The following is an 18,363-nucleotide window of genomic DNA, read 5'->3' as shown; positions in this document are numbered from 1 at the left end:
CTGCAATACTTAATGCAGTATCATGTGATACGCCCGTCCCAGGAGCTCACTTTGAACAGGTTACCTTCCAGCGCATCGGCTCTGGCCTGCAGCGCACACGCACTGAATCTCATTGAGAAGCGAACGCTTGATCATGAGGAGATGAAAGCACTTAACCAGGAGGTCAGGGAATATTTTAAAGAGCATGTGAATCCCGGTTTTTTAGAGTACCGAAAATCGGTTACCGCTGGCGGGGATTACGGAGCCGTAGAGTGGCAAGCGGGAGGGTTAAATACGCTTGTCGACACTCAGGGACAAGAGTTTGTCGATTGCCTGGGTGGCTTTGGAATTTTTAATGTAGGGCACCGTAATCCAGTTGTGATTTCCGCCGTCGAGCATCAGCTCGCTAAACAACCTCTTCATAGTCAGGAACTGCTTGACCCGCTGCGGGCCATGCTGGCAAAAACGCTGGCCGCGTTAACCCCCGGCAAGCTGAAATACAGCTTCTTCTGTAACAGCGGTACAGAGTCGGTCGAAGCGGCGCTGAAGCTCGCTAAAGCCTACCAGTCGCCGCGCGGTAAATTTACGTTTGTGGCCACCAGCGGCGCTTTCCATGGTAAGTCGCTGGGCGCGCTATCGGCCACCGCGAAATCGACATTCCGTAAGCCTTTTATGCCGCTACTCCCAGGGTTCCGTCACGTGCCGTTCGGCGATATCAACGCGATGCGTACGCTGCTGAGCGAGTGTAAAAAAACCGGTGATGATGTCGCGGCGGTGATCCTTGAGCCGATCCAGGGTGAAGGGGGCGTGATCCTGCCGCCGCAGGGCTACCTGCCTGCGGTGCGTAAGCTGTGCGATGAGTTTGGCGCGCTGCTGATCCTCGACGAAGTGCAAACCGGCATGGGGCGCACCGGCAAAATGTTTGCCTGCGAGCACGAAAACGTTCAGCCGGACATTCTGTGCCTCGCCAAAGCGCTCGGCGGCGGCGTGATGCCAATTGGCGCAACGGTGGCGACCGAAGAGGTGTTCTCGGTGCTGTTCGACAACCCGTTCCTGCACACCACCACCTTCGGCGGTAATCCGCTGGCCTGTGCCGCGGCGCTGGCCACGATCAACGTCCTGCTGACGCAGAATCTGCCGGCCCAGGCGGAGCAGAAAGGTGAGCTGTTGCTGAACGGCTTCCATCAACTGTCCCGCGAGTACCCGGATCTGGTGAATGAAGTTCGCGGTAAAGGGATGCTGATGGCGATTGAGTTCGTGGATAACGAAATCGGCTACAACTTCGCCAGCGAGATGTTCCGCCAGCGGGTGCTGGTGGCCGGAACGTTGAATAATGCCAAAACCATTCGTATTGAACCGCCGCTGACGCTGACGATTGAGCAGTGTGAACAGGTCATCAAAGCGGCGAGTAAAGCGCTGGCGGCCCTGCGGGTATCTGTGGAGCAAGCCTGAAGATAGTCAACAAAAGCCCGGCGAAAACGATGTTCGCCGGGCTTTTTTACGCCTGCCATTCCGTCATACCGGCCAGACCAATGCCGTACTGCCCGACTTTCACCTTCATGTCATATGCCGTTTGCCTATACGGTTAATATGTCGCACGCTCATTCCATGAGTCTGTATAGACAATATTGCCATCGCAATGCTTCCAGGTAATTTTTTCATAGCGCATAAGTACCGTTTCAAGATGCGTTCCGGTATCTGCCCCTGGGTATAAATCCGGCGTGATTGATGTCAGCTTTACATTTTCAAGAATAATATTGAAGTACTCCTGCTCTAACCCGGCCTCAATAATCTGATACAGTTTGAACATCGCAGATTGCAAAGTTCTCCCGGTACTTAACGCCCGGTAAAGCATGGGAGTGACACGGTCAAATTCCTTCTGAAACATAATCGGCATATGAATACGCGTGCCGGTCAACTTTCCGGTATTGCCGTCAATCGGAATATTGACGTTATGTGTAAACGATTTCAGCTCGATAGCCCCTTCACGACCTGATACCAGCGACGGGCCGACCATCGGTGAACCATTTTCATCCGTTAACCATAAATAGGCTGGATTAGACATAAAAATCCTTTTCGTAGAAATTATTTATCGTACTTATCGAATCGTCCGAATAAAATCGGATGGACGATAATCAACAAAATGACTGAAATGACAGTCAATATAAACCAGTATTCAGGAACCAAATACAGAAAAAGGGATGCGCTTGCAAATACCCAAACGGGGAAAAGAATTTCCGTAAAGAGGATGGATAGTAAGCTTTTAAACATGGTAGTGGCTCTTCAGATAATCATAAAGCTCATCATAGTTATTATAGAATTGCATTTGATATTTTTTGATAATATCCGAAAGAATGGACTCAATAAAGTAATACAACATTTCAACTTGTGCATTGTAAAGGATTGCGTAATACGTTGGATCAAGTGTTTTTAGTTGTCGCGCGGCAAGAGCACATTTTTGCTCAGTACCAAAGAGCTGAAGAGCCATGACGATTGCCGGTGTGCGTCTTGACAGACGCTTAATGACGGCATCCGATACTAAATCTGATGCGGAAAACGCTTTCGCAAGAGACAGAGCCAATGCAAAGCGTGTTGCCCTTCCAACCGGTACTTTGGTGGCAATTTCTGTCACTCTGGAATCAAGGTATCGTATACTGCCTTGCTGATTGCCATTTTTGCTATCGTTAATGACCATTTCAAAATAGAGGTAGAACATATGACCTATCACGTCATGATAGCGAAAAACAGAAAGAATCGACTTGTGCATACGTTGCTCTTCAGAAAACAATTCATTGCAAACATCATAGTAGCGAGGGAGCAAACAGGAAGAATACCAACTTACCCGCTCAACCCCGGAGTAAATATCAGAACCAATGCCCTTCATTGCTTTCCATGTGGAGATTACGCCCTGTTGTCCATACACCGCTAGCTGTCTGTCGCTCTGCAACTTCATTTTTAAATAGTCCGAGGCTTTCATCGAGTATCCTTACTATCAGCATGGCCAACCCCGAATGTATGCAAAAAGAACAAACAACTCAAATAAAACAAACCAAAAACCTTTATTTATTTTGTACCAAACCGCCGGGAGCGCTAATTCATATTTAAATATACAGTTCCTTGCAGAATATATTAATACGTTGAATACATCGCGAAGATAATGCACTCACCGTCCGGCTTATCATTGGGGCTAACCCTACCCACAATACAAAAGAAAGTTTAAAGCACTCCCCTCTCGCCAGAAACATGGCCTGCGATAATCCGCTCGCCGCAGAGATCCCGCAGGCCAGGGGGCAAGGCTATTCCGGCAATAACCCCACGAAACTGCGTTTCTTACGCGGCTCCGACATCATCTGGTCGAGCTTTTCCACGCAGGCCAGGTAGTGCGGGGTTTTCTTATGCGCCAGCACCGCCTCATCATCTTTATAAGCTTCGTAGATAAAAAAACGGGTCTTCACTTCCGGGTCCTGCAGCACGTCAAATCGCAGGTTGCCCGGCTCTTTTAGCGCCCCTTCATGGTTAGCCCGAAAGACGTCGAGAAACTCCGCCACCCGTTCTGGCCTGATATTAATCTCCACCAGCGTCACATTCATTTTTGCTCTCCCTGTTTCTCTTCCTGCCAGAACTGATATGCCTCGCGGGCGCTCATATTCTCATGGACCACTTTTTTCACCGCCTTTAACATCGCCCGCGGCGCGCTGGACTGGAAGATATTGCGCCCCATATCGACGCCGGATGCCCCCTGGTCAAGCGCCCGCCAGCACATCTCCAGCGCTTCATGTTCCGGCAGCTTTTTGCCCCCGGCGATCACAATTGGCACCGGGCAGCTGGCGGTGACTTTTTCAAACCCCTCATCGACAAAGTAGGTTTTGACAAACTGCGCCCCCATCTCGGCAGCAATGCGGCTGGCAAGCGAGAAGTAGCGGGCGTCGCGGGTCATCTCTTTCCCCACGCCGGTCACCGCCAGCACCGGCATACCGTAGCGGTTGCCCGCATCCACCAGCTTAATGATGTTATTGATCGACTGGTGTTCGTATTCGCTGCCGATATAGACCTGCGCCGCCACCGCGCAGACGTTGAGGCGCAGAGCATCTTCCATCGCCACGGCAACGCACTCGTTGGAGAGTTCGCTGAGAATAGAATTGCCGCCGGAGGCGCGTAGCACCACCGGCTTGTTGGTGGCCGCCGGGACCTGGCTGCGTAGCACCCCGCGGGTACACATCAGCACGTCGGTCTCCTCAAACAGCGGCGCAATAGAGAGATCGATACGTTCAAGCCCGGTGGTCGGCCCCTGAAAGTAGCCGTGATCGAAAGCCAGCATGACCGTGCGGTTGCTCTGCGGATTAAAGATACGCGCCAGCCGGGACTGCATTCCCCACTCCAGCGAACCACAGCCTTTCAACGTATAGAGCGTATTCTTCTGCGGCCGGTCAAAGCCGAAGTCTTTTCCCTCTTTGATATCGTCTAAATCTGCCATCTCGTCCTCCATCAGAAGTCGTAGTGATTGATGTTCTCTTTGGTGAACACCACGCGCTCTGGCAGCAGTACGATACCGTTGCCTTGCGCTTCGTACTGGTAGCCCTGCACGCTGTTTGGCTCAACCTTCAGCGTCCCGATATCTTTGATATCCACGCTATCGCCAACGTTAAGATCGCCTTTTTTTAGCAGCCGATCGGCGACGTTCACCGCAATTTTCCCCTGCTGTACCACATCCCACAGGCCGAAGGCTTTGACCGTGCCGCGCTCGACATAGGGGCGCATCACATTCGGCGTGCTGAAGCCGACAATCGCCACGCCCTGGCGCTTGAGGTTCTCTGCCGCCTGCGCGGCGGCCGGCAGCGCGTTGGCGTCAGGGGCGATAATGGCGTCGAGATCCGGATACGCTTTTAAGATCCCCTCGGCGGTTTGCAGCGATTTGGTGGCGTCGTTATAGCCAAACTGCGTCGTCACCACCTCCCACTGCGGATGCTCTTTTTCGATTTTGGCTTTCGCCTCTTTCACCCACTGGTTCTGGTCGGTCACCGTCGGGCTGGAGTAGAAAAATGCCACTTTGGCGGCGGGCTTCGTCACCTGTTTTTCCGCCATCTCCACCAGCAGGCCGCCGAGCTGCTGCGGAGTGCCCTGGTTGATGTAGATGCTGCGGCACTCGGGTTTAGTATCGGAGTCCCAGGTCAGGACCTTCACGCCGCGCTGCATCGCCCGCTTCAGCGCCGGACACAGGCCATCCGGCGACACTGCCGAGACGATAATCGCGTTGTAACCCTGATTGACGAAGTTGTTGATCAGCTGCACCTGGCCGGACACGCTTGGTTCGGTCGGGCCGTCGTAGGTGACGTCCACGCCAAGCGCTTTGCCTGCTTCTTTCGCGCCGTTGCCGCCGCTGGTAAAGAAGCCCACGCCGACCAGCTTAGGAATAAAGGCGATGCGATCCGCCGCCTGAGCCACCGCAACACTCATGGCCAGCGCCAGGGCACTGATTTGCAGGATATGTTTTGCTTTCATCTTGTTATGCTCCGATTGTTTTAAACCTTCATACTTCAAGTTGCATGTGCGTTGGCTACCTTCGTTCACCCCGCAGCACCCGGGAACGCATAAACTTGCCGCCTTCTGGCAAAATGAATGATGTCTATACGCGAGAAAGACGCCGCCAGGCCGTGCGTAGCCATTCGCGGTGCAGGCTCAGCGAACGCCCCATCACCACCACCACCAACAGTGCCCCTGACAACGCGCTCGACACCTGGTTGGGGATGCCGACCATCTGTAAACCCTGTTGCAGATACCCCACCAGCAGCGCCGCCAGCGCCGTACCGAGTATCGAACCCGACCCGCCATAGATATTCGCTCCACCGAGCACGGCAGCGGTCAGCGCCGGCATCAGCAGGTCGCGGCCTAAATCCGAACGCGCCGAACCGAAATAGGAGACCAGAATCAAGGCGGCAATTGCCGAGGCCACGCCCACCAGGCCATACAGCACGTAGGGCATACCGTTGACCGACAGTGCGGCATAGCGTGCTGCTCTGGGGTTTTGTCCAAGTAAAAAGAGGTGGCGGCCAAAACGCCCGCGATGGGTCAGCAGCCAGAAGAAAAAGGTGATGATGGCAAACATCACCAGCGGCAGCGGTAGGCCCAATAGCGTCAGGTTGGCAAAAGCTGTAAAGCTATCGGGAAAGCCGCCAATCCCTTCATAGCCCGTCGCCCCGGCCATTCCCGAAAGCAGCAGCGCCCCGCCGCCGTAGAGATACAGCGTGCCGAGAGTAATCACCAGCGGGCTGATGCCGGTGTAGTGAATCAACGCGGCATTCACCAGGCCGCACAGTAGCCCAATGGCAAGGGTGAGCGGGATCGCCAGCGCCAGCGGCCAACCCGCCTGCATCATCACCCCCAGCGCGATGGCGCACAGGCCAATGGTGGAGCCGAGGGAAATATCAATACCGCCACTGATGATCACCAGAGTCAGCGGCAGTGCGACGATGCCAATACAGATAAAGTCGCTGGTGCTAAACAGCAGCATGTTGATATCCAGCATCCGCGGATTGATCGCCCCAAACAGCAGAATCTCCAGCACCAGTAATGCCAGCAGCGCGCTTTCCCAGTTGAGTTTCATCTACGCCACCTCTTTGTTTTTACGTTTTTCGAACGGGGTGACGTGCTTTCCCCCTTTATTGCCGGGCTGAAAACGGCTGTACTTCAGCGCCCGCTGATGCCGCGCCAGCGCCTGACGCAGCCGCCCGTCGAGTACCAGTACGCCCAGCAGAACGAGGCCGGCAATAAAGTCGTTCCACCATGCCGGCAGCCGCAGCAGCACCAGTACGGTATCGATTTGAGTGAGGAAAAAGGCGCCGAGAAAAGCGCCGACGAGGGTTCCGGTCCCGCCGAGCAGCGAGATCCCGCCCAGTACGCAGGCGGCGATGGCTTTCATCTCCAGCCCGCTACCGGTCTGGTTGGGGACAAAGCCAATCTGCGCGGCAAAGACGATCCCGGCGCAGGCCGCCAGCATGCCGTTGAGCGTAAAGGCCAGCATCCGCGTGCGGTTGACCGCGACGCCCAGCTGACGCGCGGCGGCCAGGTTATCGCCCACGGCGTAAAAATCGCGACCAAAGGCGGTGCGAGCCAGCAGCCAGGTCCCGCTCAGCAGCAGCGCCAGCACCAGCCAGCCCAGCGGCGATACGCCGATAAAGAACGGTTCAGAAAGCGACTTCAGGCTATCGGGCAGCCCCTCTATCCACTTGCCTCCGGTCCACAGCAGCATCATTCCGCGATACAGCCCCAGGGTGCCGAGCGTCGCGACAATCGCCGGAATGCGTAGGCCAACCACCAGCAGGCCGTTAAAGGCCCCCGCCAGTGCGCCAATCGCCAGCGCAAAGACAATCGCCGCCGTCAGACCATAGCCGCCGTTGAGCGCGGCGCCGACCGCAATCGCGCTCAGGCCGACGGTCGAGCCGACGGAGACGTCAATATTGCGGGTCAGCATGACCAGCGTCGCCCCCAGCGCCAGCAGACAGAGGATTTGCGAACTGGCAAAAATCATCGCCAGAATTTGCAGGTTGAACCAGGCGGGGTTGAGCGCAATCAGCAGCGCAAACAGCGCCAGAATCGCCAGCAACGCGCTCAGCTCGCGGTTTCTGAGTAACGTTTTCATGACTGCCCTCCAAAGGCCAGGGTCATCATGCGATCGACGGTGACCGCCTGCCGGAGCAGTTCCCCGCTCTGCCGGCCCTGGTGCATAACCACCACCCGGTCAGCCAGCCCGACAAACTCATCCAGATCGCTTGATATCATCAGCACCGCCACGTTTTGCGCGGCGACGCTTTTCAGCAGTTGATAGATGTCGGCGCGGGCGGAAACATCCACGCCGCGCGTCGGTTCATCGACAATCAGCAGCAGCGGATTGGCTTCCAGACAGCGAGCCAGCAGCACCTTTTGCTGATTGCCGCCGGAGAGCGTGCGCACGGTCTGATCGCTGTGATTGAGTTTGATGCCCAGCGCCCGATGGTAGCGCTCCACTACCGCCGCTTCGCGCTGGCGCTGCTGCCACCACGACGGCTGGTTAAACATCACCGTGTTCCAGCGCACCGGGGCATCGAGAAACAGCCCGGAGACCTGCCGATCTTCCGGCAGATAAACCAGCCCGCTGGCGAGCCGCGCGCGCGTGCTGTCGCGACTGATATCGCGGTTTTCCAGCCATATCCGGCCAGCTCGCGGCGGACGCAGACCGTAGAGCGTCTCGGCAAATTCGGTGCGCCCGGATCCCACCAGCCCGGCGAGACCAACGATCTCTCCGGCATGGATCTCCAGACTGAGATCGATAAAACCTTCTCCGGTCAGATCGTCCACCCGTAGCACCGGGAAATCCTGCGGCTGGGTACGGCGATTCCCCGGCAGCGCCAACCATAGCTTCTGGGTATCGCTGAGATCGTGTCCACGAAGGGCGGGGGTCATGGCATTGATTAGCTGCGCGTCGCTGTAGCTCGCCGTGTCGCCGCTCAGCACCACCGCCCCGTCGCGCATGACCGAGATATGGCTGGCGATCTGACGGATCTCCGGCAGCTTATGCGAGATAAACACGATACCGACGCCGAGATCCTGCAGAGCGCGGATCTGACGAAACAACCGATCCGTCTCCCCGGGGGTTAACGAGGCGGTGGGTTCATCGAGGATCAGGATCTGCGCATCGCGCATCAGACCGCGCAGGATCTCCACCATCTGCTGATCCGCCACTTCCAGCGTCCCGGCCACCGCCTCCAGATTGAGCTGACAGTTCAGTTGCCGCAGCGTCTCCTGTAAACGCGCGTCGTTATCGGCGCGTTTCGGCAGGCGAAAGAGAATATTTTCCCGTACCGTCAGGTTAGGAAACAGCAGCGGTTCCTGGGGAACAAGGTAAACACCCAGTTGATGAGCCAGAGCCGGGTTGAGACGCGCAAAAGCGCGGCCGCCAAGAGTGAGTTCACCGTCGTCGGGCGTTTCCACCCCGGCGATAATCTTCATCAGCGTCGATTTTCCCGCGCCATTACCGCCCATCAGCGCATGCACCTGGCCAGAAAAGAGCGTGAAATCAATGCCCTTCAACACGGCGATGCCGGAGAACTGTTTGCGAATCTGACGGGCTTCAAGCAGTGGCTTCATCATCGCGCCTCGTATGAACAAATGATTTTTTAATTTAATAATGTTCAAAAGCGTAGACGGTGAACTATATTTACAACCGTGCAAAGATCACAGTTTCATGCTTTAGATCGTTGGAAAAAACCTGCAAACAATGAAAGATCGGTTTTGCCGGACGGCTCACACTTTCCGACCGCGCAATAGCGAACATATGATCTAAATTTTTATAAGAGTTCACTTTATGAGCGAAAAACGCATTACGGAAGAGAACCGCTACGCAGGCCTGGCGTTAGCCGAAGAGGAGCTGGTGGCGCGGGTCGCCTGGTGTTACTACCACGATGGATTGACGCAGAACGATATTGGCGAGCGCCTGGGGCTGCCGCGGTTAAAGATCTCCCGCCTGCTGGAGAAAGGTCGCCAGTCCGGGGTGATCCGCGTGCAGATCAACTCCCGCTATGAAGGGTGTCTGGCGCTGGAAACCGAGCTGCAACAGCGTTTTGACCTGAAGATTGCCCGCGTGCTGCCGGCGCTCAATACGCCACCGATGAATACGCGGCTGGGGATCGGCGCGGCGCAATCGCTGATGGGGGTACTGGAACCAGGACAGCTGCTGGCGGTGGGGTTTGGCGAAGCCACCATGAGCTGTCTGCAGCACCTGAGCGGGTTTATCAGTTCGCAGCAGGTGCGGCTGGTGACGCTTTCCGGCGGCGTGGGCCCCTATATGACCGGTATCGGCCAACTGGACGCCGCCTGTCGCGTCAGCATCATTCCGGCGCCGCTGCGGGTCTCTTCGGCCGATGTGGCTGAAATTCTGCGTCGGGAGTCGAGCGTCCGGGATGTGATTCTGGCGGCCACCGCGGCGGATGCGGCGGTCGTGGGGATCGGCGCCATCGACCAGCGCCGCGACGCAACCATCCTGCGCTCCGGCTACATCAGCGAAGGCGAACAGTTGATGTATGCGCGTAAAGGCGCGGTGGGCGACATTTTAGGTTATTTCCTGCAGGCCGACGGCAGGCGGGTTGAGGATCTGGAGATTCACCGGGAATTACTCGGCGTCACCCTCGACGAGCTGGCGCAGCTGCCGACCATTGTCGGCGTTGCCGGTGGAACGGAAAAAGCGCAGGCGATTTATGCCGCCCTGACGGGCAAACGCATCAATGGCCTGGTAACGGAAGAGACAACAGCACGCGCGGTGCTCACGCTGGCCTCCTGATGGCCCTGCGCCGCGCAACAACCGCGAGGCGCATGTCATGAGTTACCTGTTAGCGTTAGATGCCGGGACCGGCAGTATTCGGGCGGTGATTTTCGATCTCAGCGGCCACCAGGTCGCGGTCGGTCAGGCGGAATGGAAGCACCTGAGCGTGGAAAATGTTCCCGGCTCGATGGAGTTTGACCTCACCACCAACTGGCTGCTGGCCTGCCAGTGTATCCGCCAGGCGCTGGCAAACGCGCACCTTCAGGCGGCCGATATTCAGTCCGTCGCCTGCTGTTCCATGCGCGAAGGGATTGTGCTTTACGACCGCAACGGCGAGGCTATCTGGGCCTGCGCCAACGTCGATGCCCGCGCCAGCCGCGAAGTCGCGGAGCTTAAAGAGATCCATGATTATCATTTTGAATCGGAAGTCTATGATGTCTCAGGCCAGACGCTGGCACTCAGCGCCATGCCGCGGCTGCTGTGGCTGGCCCATCATCGCCCGGATATTTACCGTCAGGCTGCCACCATCACCATGATTAGCGACTGGCTGGCGGCAAAACTCTCCGGTGAACTGGCCGTCGACCCCTCCAATGCCGGTACCACCGGGATGCTCGACCTGTTCAGCCGCGACTGGCGTCCGGCGCTGCTCGATATGGCCGGGCTGCGTGCGGATCTGCTCTCGCCGGTTAAAGAGACCGGCACTCCGCTCGGTGCAGTGACCGAGACGGCAGCGCGGCAGTGCGGGCTACGTGCCGGCACGCCGGTGATCATGGGCGGTGGCGATGTCCAGCTCGGCTGCCTGGGTCTGGGGGTGGTACGCGCCGGCCAAAGCGCGGTGCTGGGGGGCACCTTCTGGCAACAGGTGGTGAATCTGCCGGAGGTCCGTACCGATCCGCAGATGAATATTCGTATCAACCCGCACGTCATTCCCGGCATGGCGCAGGCCGAATCGATCAGCTTCTTCACCGGCCTGACCATGCGCTGGTTCCGCGATGCTTTTTGCGCCGAAGAGAAGCTGGTTGCCGAACGCCTGGGAGTGGATGCCTATGCTCTGCTCGAAGAGATGGCCAGCCGCGTACCGCCAGGTTCCCACGGCGTGATGCCGATCTTCTCCGATGCCATGCATTTCAAGCAGTGGTATCACGCCGCGCCGTCGTTTATTAACCTCTCCATCGACCCGGAGAAATGCAATAAAGCCACTCTGTTCCGCGCGCTGGAGGAGAACGCGGCGATTGTCTCTGCCTGTAACCTGGCGCAAATCTCCCGCTTCTCCGGCGTGACGTTCGACAGCCTGGTGTTTGCCGGAGGCGGATCGAAAGGGGCATTATGGAGCCAGATTCTCAGCGATGTCACCGGCCTGCCGGTGCGGGTCCCGGCGGTGCGCGAAGCCACGGCGCTGGGCTGCGCGATCGCCGCCGGAACCGGCGCCGGCTTGTACAGCGATATGGCCGGCACTGGTGAGAAGCTGGTGAGCTGGCATCGGGTGTTTACCCCCAATCCGGCACATCGCGAACTGTACCAGGGGATGATGGAGAAATGGCAATCGGTCTATGCCGACCAGCTGGGGCTGGTCGACAGCGGGCTGACCACCTCGATGTGGCAGGCGCCAGGCCTTAAGCGGCGCCCACCTGTCGTTCCGGCGCCCTGACCTCCAGCGAGCGTCTGCCGCTGGCACAAAAACCCCCTCTTCCCTTCGAGGAGGGGAACTCCCCGTCACCGTTATTTGAATCCCATCACAATCACCGCACGCCCTTTTTCACTTTTCGCTGACGACGGCTAAATTAGTAACTCATCCGACCACATAACAATAATGTTACATATAAGAGACTGGAAGCCATTATGAGCCACTACCCGTCGTTATTCGCCCCGCTCGACCTGGGGTTCACCCAGCTGAAAAACCGCGTGCTGATGGGTTCCATGCACACCGGGTTGGAAGAACATGCCGACGGTGCGCAACGGCTGGCGGCTTTTTACGCCGAACGCGCGCGTCACGGCGTGGCGCTGATTGTCACCGGCGGGATTGCGCCGACGGCGTCCGGCGTCACAATGGCGGGCGGCGCGGTGCTCGACGATGCCCGCCATCTGGCGCAGCATCGGTACATTACCGATGCGGTCCACCGGGAAGGCGGCAAAATCGCCCTGCAAATTTTGCATACCGGCCGCTACAGCTATCAGCCGCGGCCGGTGGCCCCGTCAGCACTGCAGGCGCCGATTAACCGCTTTGCTCCGCACGCGCTCAGCCATGATGAGATCCTGCAGCTGATCGATGATTTTGCCCGCTGCGCGCAGCTGGCCCGGGAGGCCGGCTACGACGGTGTCGAAGTGATGGGCTCTGAAGGTTATTTGATTAACGAATTCCTCGCCGCACGTACCAACCAGCGTGATGACCCGTGGGGCGGCGATTACGCCCGCCGCATGCGCTTTGCCGTAGAAGTGGTGCGTGCGGTACGCGAACGGGCTGGCCATGACTTTATTATTATCTACCGCCTGTCGATGCTCGACCTGGTCAACGACGGCAGTACGCTGCCGGAAGTGATTGAGCTGGCACAGGCCATCGAGGCGGCAGGCGCAACCATCATCAACACCGGTATCGGCTGGCACGAAGCGCGTATTCCAACTATTGCGACGCCGGTACCGCGCGGCGCCTTCAGTTGGGTCACCCGGAAGCTGAAAGGCGCGGTGTCGATCCCCCTGGTCACCACTAACCGCATCAACGATCCTGATGTCGCGGATGCGATCCTCGCCCGCGGCGACGCCGATATGGTGTCAATGGCGCGCCCGTTTCTGGCCGACGGCGAGTTCCTTGCCAAAGCCCAAAGCGGGCGCGCCGATGAGATCAATACCTGTATCGGCTGTAACCAGGCCTGCCTGGATCAGATCTTCGCCGGTAAAGTGACCTCTTGTCTGGTCAATCCGCGAGCCTGCCACGAAACCCTGATGCCGGTTATGCCTGCTGCCGCGCCAAAGCGCCTGGCCGTTGTGGGAGCCGGCCCCGCCGGCCTGGCCTTTGCCGTCAATGCCGCCGCGCGCGGCCACTCTGTCACCCTGTTTGATGCGCAGCAGGAGATTGGCGGGCAGTTTAATATCGCCAAACAGATCCCCGGCAAAGAGGAGTTTTACGAAACGCTGCGCTACTACCGGCGCATGCTGGATCTGCATGGCGTCAATCTGCAGCTGGGCCAACTGGTCACGGCGGATCGTTTGCTGGAATTTGACGAAACGATCCTCGCCACCGGGATCGCCCCGCGCATGCCGGCGATCGCCGGAATTACCCATCCGAAGGTGATGAGCTACCTCGACGTACTGCGCGACAAGGCGCCGGTGGGTCAGCGCGTCGCAATTATCGGCTGCGGCGGGATCGGCTTTGATACCGCGATGTACCTGAGCCAGCCTGGCGTTGCCACCAGCCAGAACATCGACGCGTTCTGCAGGGAATGGGGTATTGATACGACACTGCAGAGCGCGGGCGGACTGCGTCCGGAAGGACCGCAGCTGGAGAAAAGCCCGCGGCGCATCGTGATGCTCCAGCGCAAGGCCAGCAAACCCGGCGATGGGTTAGGAAAAACCACCGGCTGGATCCACCGGGCTACCCTGCTGGCCCGCGGCGTCAAAATGATCCCGGGAGTCAGCTATCAGAAGATCGACGATGAGGGATTACATGTCACGATCGGCGGCGAGAGCCAGATATTGCATGTTGATCAGGTGATTATCTGCGCCGGTCAGGAGCCGAAGCGCGAGCTGGCGGATCCGCTACGCGCGGCAGGGAAAGTCGTGCACCAGATTGGCGGGTGCGATGTCGCGATGGAGCTGGATGCTCGCCGCGCCATCGCTCAGGGTACGAAACTGGCGCTGGAGATTTAACGGGGGCGCTGCGCTTGCCCGGGCTACGTGTTCGGGCTACATGATATGAGTAGCCCGGCTAAGGCGATGGCCGCCAGCCGGGGTGTCCTGGCAGTCTGCGATTAGCGCAGCTTACGTACCTTCACCGCTTTCAACACCACAAATTTATTGTTGGTGGCGACGGTGGCGCAGTTACCGAAAATTTTCTTCAGCTTGTGGAAATAATCCAGATGGCGGTTGGCCACAATGTACAGCTCACCGTTGATCTTCAGGCAGCGGCGCGCGTGGTGAAACATCTCCCAGGCGATATTATCGGTTAACGCGTGTTTCTGGTGGAACGGCGGGTTGCACAACACGGCGTTGAAGCGGAAAGGCTCAACGCCGGACAGCGCGTTGTTAATCATAAACTCGCAGCGATCCAACGCCTCGGGCATGTTGGTTTCCACGTTCAGACGACTGGAGGCGACGGCCATCGGCGACTCATCGACGAACACCACGTTAGCCTGCGGGTTCTTCTCCAGCAGCGTCAGGCCAATCACCCCGTTGCCACAGCCCAGATCGACAATCTCGCCTTCAAGATCCGACGGCAAGTGTTCGATAAAGAAACGCGCGCCAATATCCAGCCCGGTGCGGGAGAATACATTCGCGTGGTTGTGAATGGTCCAGTCGGTCCCTTCCAGCTTCCAGCTCAGCGTCTGCGGCGCATCGGCAAGCGTCGGTTCGCTGAACGTACAGTTGATCAGGCGGGCTTTCTTCCAGGCCAGGGTGGTGGTGGTCGGCCCCAGCACTTTCTCGAACAATTCCAGTGTGGAAGTATGGATATCACGTGCCTTTGCGCCGGCGATAATACGGGTTTGCGGCGTCACGACCTGGCGTAGCGCGCGCAGCTGCTGCTCGAGCAACGCCAGCGTTTTCGGAACTTTAATCAGGACAACGCCTGGCGCCGACGGATACTCTGCGGTGCTGTCGAGAAACTTGACGCTGGATTCCGCGATATCGTTATGGCGTAAATTCTCACGCGTCGCGAGCTCGGTGAGGTAAGAGTCACCGATGCTAAACGGCGTATGCTCCGCCAGCGCGCAGCTCAGTGCGCCAAAGGTATCGTTGAAAATCAGGACCGGGCCGTTAATCTCCGTGTCATCCAACTGCTGCAGCAGATATTCATCCGCCGCTTCCCACGCCAGCAGCGGGTTAACGTCATCCGTTTCCGGAAAACGTTTTAGTGTCAGTGAACGGAAACCGTTGTCTAAGTGGCTCATCGGCCCTCCTGAGTGGTAAAATTTCGGCGTTATCCCTGAAAGGGTGCGTGAGTATACCCTTTTTATACACAAAATCATTCAAGATGCGCCGATGCAGCCTGAAGGAGGATGTGAAGATCTTTTATCTGGAGCTGTCATGAGTCAACTCACTTACCTGCAGGGCTATCCGGAGAATTTGCTTTCCCAGGTGCGCACATTGATTGCCGAGCAGCGCCTGGGGGCGGTTTTGCAAAAGCGCTATCCGGAAGGCCACGACGTCAATAACGATAAGGCGCTGTATCAGTACACGCAGGATCTGAAAACCCGCTATTTACGCGGCGCGGCGCCGGTCAACAAGGTGATGTACGACAGTAAGATCCACGTCTTGAATAATGCGCTCGGCCTGCATACCGCGATTTCGCGGGTCCAGGGCGGTAAGCTGAAAGCAAAAGCCGAAATCAGGGTGGCCACGGTGTTCCGCGAAGCGCCTGAGGCGTTTTTACGCATGATTGTGGTGCATGAGCTGGCGCACCTTAAGGAGAAGGAGCATAACAAAGCCTTCTATCAACTCTGTTGCTATATGGAGCCGCAGTACCACCAGCTGGAGTTCGATACCCGTCTGTGGCTAACGCATCTTTCGTTAAATCGTTCTGCGTAGTCGCGCACTGGTTTTGTCATGATGGCATGTTAGAGTGACCAAAGGTCCCCTTTAACGGAGTTCGTCAACGTTTATGATACGTTTCGCTGTTGTTGGCACAAACTGGATAACAAAACAGTTTGTCGATGCCGCCCATGAAACTGGCAAGTATAAACTCACCGCAATTTACTCTCGCAGCCTTGAACAAGCGCAGGCCTTTGCGAGCGATTATCCCGTCGACCAGCTGTTTACGTCGCTGGACGATCTGGCGCAAAGCGATGCCATCGATGCGGTTTACATTGCCAGCCCGAACTCCCTGCACTTCCCGCAAACGCAGCTGTTCCTGAGCCATAAAAAGCACGTGATTTGCGAAAAACCGCTGGCCTCAAACCTGCGGGAAGTCGAAGACGCTATTCGTATCGCTCGCGAAAATCAGGTGGTGCTGTTCGAAGCCTTCAAAACCGCCAGCCTGCCAAATTTTCTGCTGCTGCAGCAGTCGCTCGGCAAGGTAGGCAAACTGCATAAAGCGTTTATCAACTACTGCCAGTACTCCTCCCGCTATCAGCGCTATCTCGACGGTGAGAACCCGAACACCTTTAACCCGGCCTTCTCGAACGGCTCGATTATGGATATCGGCTTCTATTGTCTGGCCTCGGCGGTGGCGCTGTGGGGCGAACCGCGCGCGGTTCACGCCAGCGCCAGCCTGCTGGACAGCGGCGTTGATGCCCAGGGTACCGTGATCCTGAACTACGCCGATTTTGACGTCACCCTGCACCACTCCAAAGTGAGCGACTCTACGCTGCCAAGCGAAATTCAGGGTGAAGCCGGCGCGCTGGTTATCGAAAAAATCTCCGAGTGCCAGAAGCTCTCTTTCATCCCACGCGGTGGGAAGGCTCAGGATCTGACGCAGCCGCAGCATATCAATACTATGCTGTATGAGGCGGAGGAGTTTGCGCATCTGGTGGAGAACAACCAGGTTGTTCACCCGGGGCTGGAAGTCAGCCGTATTACGGCCAGACTGCTGAGCGAAATTCGTCGTCAGACCGGCGTCGTATTCCCGGCCGATGGCCCGCAGGTGGCGTAAAAGAGTGTAAAGAGGCCGTCAGCAACCATTGACGCCCTTTATGACTTGTCATATTTTGTTACCTGCAAAGGGGAGTAACTTCCTTGCCGGTGGATCGTCATTACGATGCGTGCAAAACCGCATCCGGTCGCCGGGCAATAATAAAAGGTCCTGCCGTCATCGCGCGGTTCTTTTTATTGTTGTAAGTGAGACCTTGCCGGAAGGCGAGGTCTATGCATAAACACGCAGCGGCTGCCGTCTTCCGACGTCAGCCGTTTTGTTTTTATGTAAGGAATTAAGTAATGAATACTGTCGGCACACCGTTGTTATGGGGCGGATTCGCCGTGGTCGTGGTGATCATGCTAGCCATCGATCTGCTTCTTCAGGGACGGCGTGGTGCGCATGGCATGACCATGAAACAGGCCGCGGGTTGGTCAATTCTCTGGGTAACGCTCTCCCTTCTCTTTAACGCCGTTTTCTGGTGGTACCTGGCACAAACCGAAGGCCGTGCCGTTGCCGATCCGCAGGCGCTGGCTTTCCTCACCGGCTATCTGATTGAAAAAGCGCTGGCCGTGGACAATGTCTTTGTCTGGCTGATGCTGTTCAGCTACTTCTCCGTCCCGCCTGCGCTGCAGCGCCGGGTACTGGTTTACGGCGTACTGGGTGCGATCGTGCTGCGTACGGTGATGATCTTTACCGGAAGCTGGCTGATCTCCCAGTTTGAGTGGCTGCTCTATCTCTTCGGTGCTTTCCTGCTGTTTACCGGCGTGAAGATGGCGCTGGCGAAAGAGGATGACTCCGGCATCGGCGACAAACCGCTGGTACGCTGGATCCGCAGCCACCTGCGGATGACCGATAAGATTGAAGGCGAGCGCTTCTTTACACGGCAAAACGGCGTTCTGTTCGCCACGCCGCTGCTGTTGGTGCTGATCCTGGTCGAACTGAGCGACGTGATTTTTGCGGTCGATAGTATCCCGGCAATCTTCGCCGTAACCACCGATCCGTTTATCGTGCTGACGTCGAACCTGTTCGCGATTCTCGGCCTGCGCGCCATGTACTTCCTGCTGGCCGGCGTCGCGGAGCGCTTCTCCATGCTGAAATATGGCCTGTCGATCATTCTGGTCTTTATCGGTATCAAGATGCTGATCGTCGACTTCTACCATATCCCGATTGGCGCCTCGCTCGGCGTGGTTGGCGGTATTCTGGCGCTGACGCTGCTGATTAACGCCTGGGTCAATAAGCAACACGACAAGAAGAAATTACAGCACTAAGCCTTAAATAACCGGGTGGAAGCCACTTTCACCCGGTCAGCAAC

At 57.2% G+C, this 18,363-nt stretch carries 16 protein-coding genes; 7 read left to right on the top strand and 9 right to left on the bottom strand.

What is annotated here, in order from left to right:
- The first annotated feature begins 51 nt into the window (after positions 1-51).
- Positions 52-1,431 carry a putrescine aminotransferase gene (gene ygjG / locus GRPL_RS18045; RefSeq protein ID WP_032690647.1) on the top strand — a complete coding sequence of 460 codons (1,380 nt, stop codon included), beginning with the start codon at positions 52-54 and terminating at the stop codon, positions 1,429-1,431.
- 133 nt (positions 1,432-1,564) lie between these two features.
- Here the strand turns inward: ygjG and GRPL_RS18050 are convergent, their stop codons facing one another.
- The 8 genes from GRPL_RS18050 to lsrA all read right to left on the bottom strand — a co-directional run bounded on the left by GRPL_RS18050 (position 1,565) and on the right by lsrA (position 9,099).
- Positions 1,565-2,044 (bottom strand): Hcp family type VI secretion system effector, encoded by a 480-nt coding sequence (locus GRPL_RS18050; protein ID WP_032690646.1) that lies wholly within the window; start codon positions 2,042-2,044, stop codon positions 1,565-1,567.
- A 198-nt stretch (positions 2,045-2,242) separates the two neighbouring features.
- Positions 2,243-2,956 (bottom strand): hypothetical protein, encoded by a 714-nt coding sequence (locus GRPL_RS18060; RefSeq protein WP_032690644.1) that lies wholly within the window; start codon positions 2,954-2,956, stop codon positions 2,243-2,245.
- A 319-nt stretch (positions 2,957-3,275) separates the two neighbouring features.
- On the bottom strand, positions 3,276-3,569 hold the full coding sequence (lsrG, locus tag GRPL_RS18065) for a (4S)-4-hydroxy-5-phosphonooxypentane-2,3-dione isomerase (protein ID WP_032690643.1): 294 nt from the start codon (positions 3,567-3,569) through the stop codon (positions 3,276-3,278).
- A complete protein-coding gene (gene lsrF, locus GRPL_RS18070; protein WP_004867885.1) occupies positions 3,566-4,453 on the bottom strand; it encodes a 3-hydroxy-5-phosphonooxypentane-2,4-dione thiolase in 888 nt (295 codons plus the stop codon). Before lsrF ends, lsrG begins: the two co-directional genes overlap by 4 nt.
- Positions 4,454-4,464: 11 nt before the next feature.
- On the bottom strand, positions 4,465-5,478 hold the full coding sequence (gene lsrB, locus GRPL_RS18075) for an autoinducer 2 ABC transporter substrate-binding protein LsrB (RefSeq protein ID WP_032690642.1): 1,014 nt from the start codon (positions 5,476-5,478) through the stop codon (positions 4,465-4,467).
- A 124-nt stretch (positions 5,479-5,602) separates the two neighbouring features.
- Complete coding sequence (gene lsrD, locus GRPL_RS18080; protein WP_032697474.1) at positions 5,603-6,580, bottom strand: autoinducer 2 ABC transporter permease LsrD; 978 nt, start codon at positions 6,578-6,580, stop codon at positions 5,603-5,605.
- On the bottom strand, positions 6,581-7,615 hold the full coding sequence (gene lsrC / locus GRPL_RS18085) for an autoinducer 2 ABC transporter permease LsrC (protein WP_004867893.1): 1,035 nt from the start codon (positions 7,613-7,615) through the stop codon (positions 6,581-6,583).
- Positions 7,612-9,099 (bottom strand): autoinducer 2 ABC transporter ATP-binding protein LsrA, encoded by a 1,488-nt coding sequence (gene lsrA, locus GRPL_RS18090; RefSeq protein ID WP_032690640.1) that lies wholly within the window; start codon positions 9,097-9,099, stop codon positions 7,612-7,614. Before lsrA ends, lsrC begins: the two co-directional genes overlap by 4 nt.
- A gap of 217 nt (positions 9,100-9,316) precedes the next feature.
- Between lsrA and lsrR the strand changes: the two genes are divergently transcribed.
- The 3 genes from lsrR (at position 9,317) to GRPL_RS18105 (ending at position 14,131) form a co-directional block, all read left to right on the top strand.
- Positions 9,317-10,288, top strand: coding sequence for a transcriptional regulator LsrR (gene lsrR / locus GRPL_RS18095; protein WP_032690639.1), 972 nt, complete (start codon positions 9,317-9,319; stop codon positions 10,286-10,288).
- 37 nt (positions 10,289-10,325) lie between these two features.
- Positions 10,326-11,918 carry an autoinducer-2 kinase gene (lsrK, locus tag GRPL_RS18100; RefSeq protein WP_032698752.1) on the top strand — a complete coding sequence of 531 codons (1,593 nt, stop codon included), beginning with the start codon at positions 10,326-10,328 and terminating at the stop codon, positions 11,916-11,918.
- 191 nt (positions 11,919-12,109) lie between these two features.
- The gene (locus GRPL_RS18105; protein WP_032698751.1) at positions 12,110-14,131 is read left to right on the top strand and encodes an NADPH-dependent 2,4-dienoyl-CoA reductase; all 2,022 of its coding nucleotides are present in this window, start codon (positions 12,110-12,112) and stop codon (positions 14,129-14,131) included.
- Between the two features lie 101 nt (positions 14,132-14,232).
- On the opposite strand, the gene rlmG is transcribed toward GRPL_RS18105, so the two are convergent.
- Positions 14,233-15,369, bottom strand: coding sequence for a 23S rRNA (guanine(1835)-N(2))-methyltransferase RlmG (gene rlmG / locus GRPL_RS18110; protein WP_032698750.1), 1,137 nt, complete (start codon positions 15,367-15,369; stop codon positions 14,233-14,235).
- A gap of 136 nt (positions 15,370-15,505) precedes the next feature.
- On the opposite strand from rlmG, the gene GRPL_RS18115 reads away from it, so the two are divergent.
- The 3 genes from GRPL_RS18115 to GRPL_RS18125 all read left to right on the top strand — a co-directional run bounded on the left by GRPL_RS18115 (position 15,506) and on the right by GRPL_RS18125 (position 18,319).
- A complete protein-coding gene (locus GRPL_RS18115; protein ID WP_032690634.1) occupies positions 15,506-16,006 on the top strand; it encodes a M48 metallopeptidase family protein in 501 nt (166 codons plus the stop codon).
- A gap of 73 nt (positions 16,007-16,079) precedes the next feature.
- A complete protein-coding gene (locus GRPL_RS18120) occupies positions 16,080-17,069 on the top strand; it encodes a Gfo/Idh/MocA family protein (RefSeq protein WP_032690633.1) in 990 nt (329 codons plus the stop codon).
- 281 nt (positions 17,070-17,350) lie between these two features.
- Positions 17,351-18,319, top strand: a complete 969-nt coding sequence (locus GRPL_RS18125; protein WP_032690632.1) for a TerC family protein — start codon at positions 17,351-17,353, stop codon at positions 18,317-18,319.
- The last annotated feature ends 44 nt before the right edge of the window (positions 18,320-18,363 follow it).

This window comes from Klebsiella planticola ATCC 33531, from assembly GCF_000735435.1.
In the GTDB taxonomy this organism is placed as follows: Bacteria; Pseudomonadota; Gammaproteobacteria; order Enterobacterales; family Enterobacteriaceae; genus Klebsiella; species Klebsiella planticola.
Note: the sequence above shows the minus strand (reverse complement) of the source record. Positions and strands in the feature narration are given on the sequence as shown.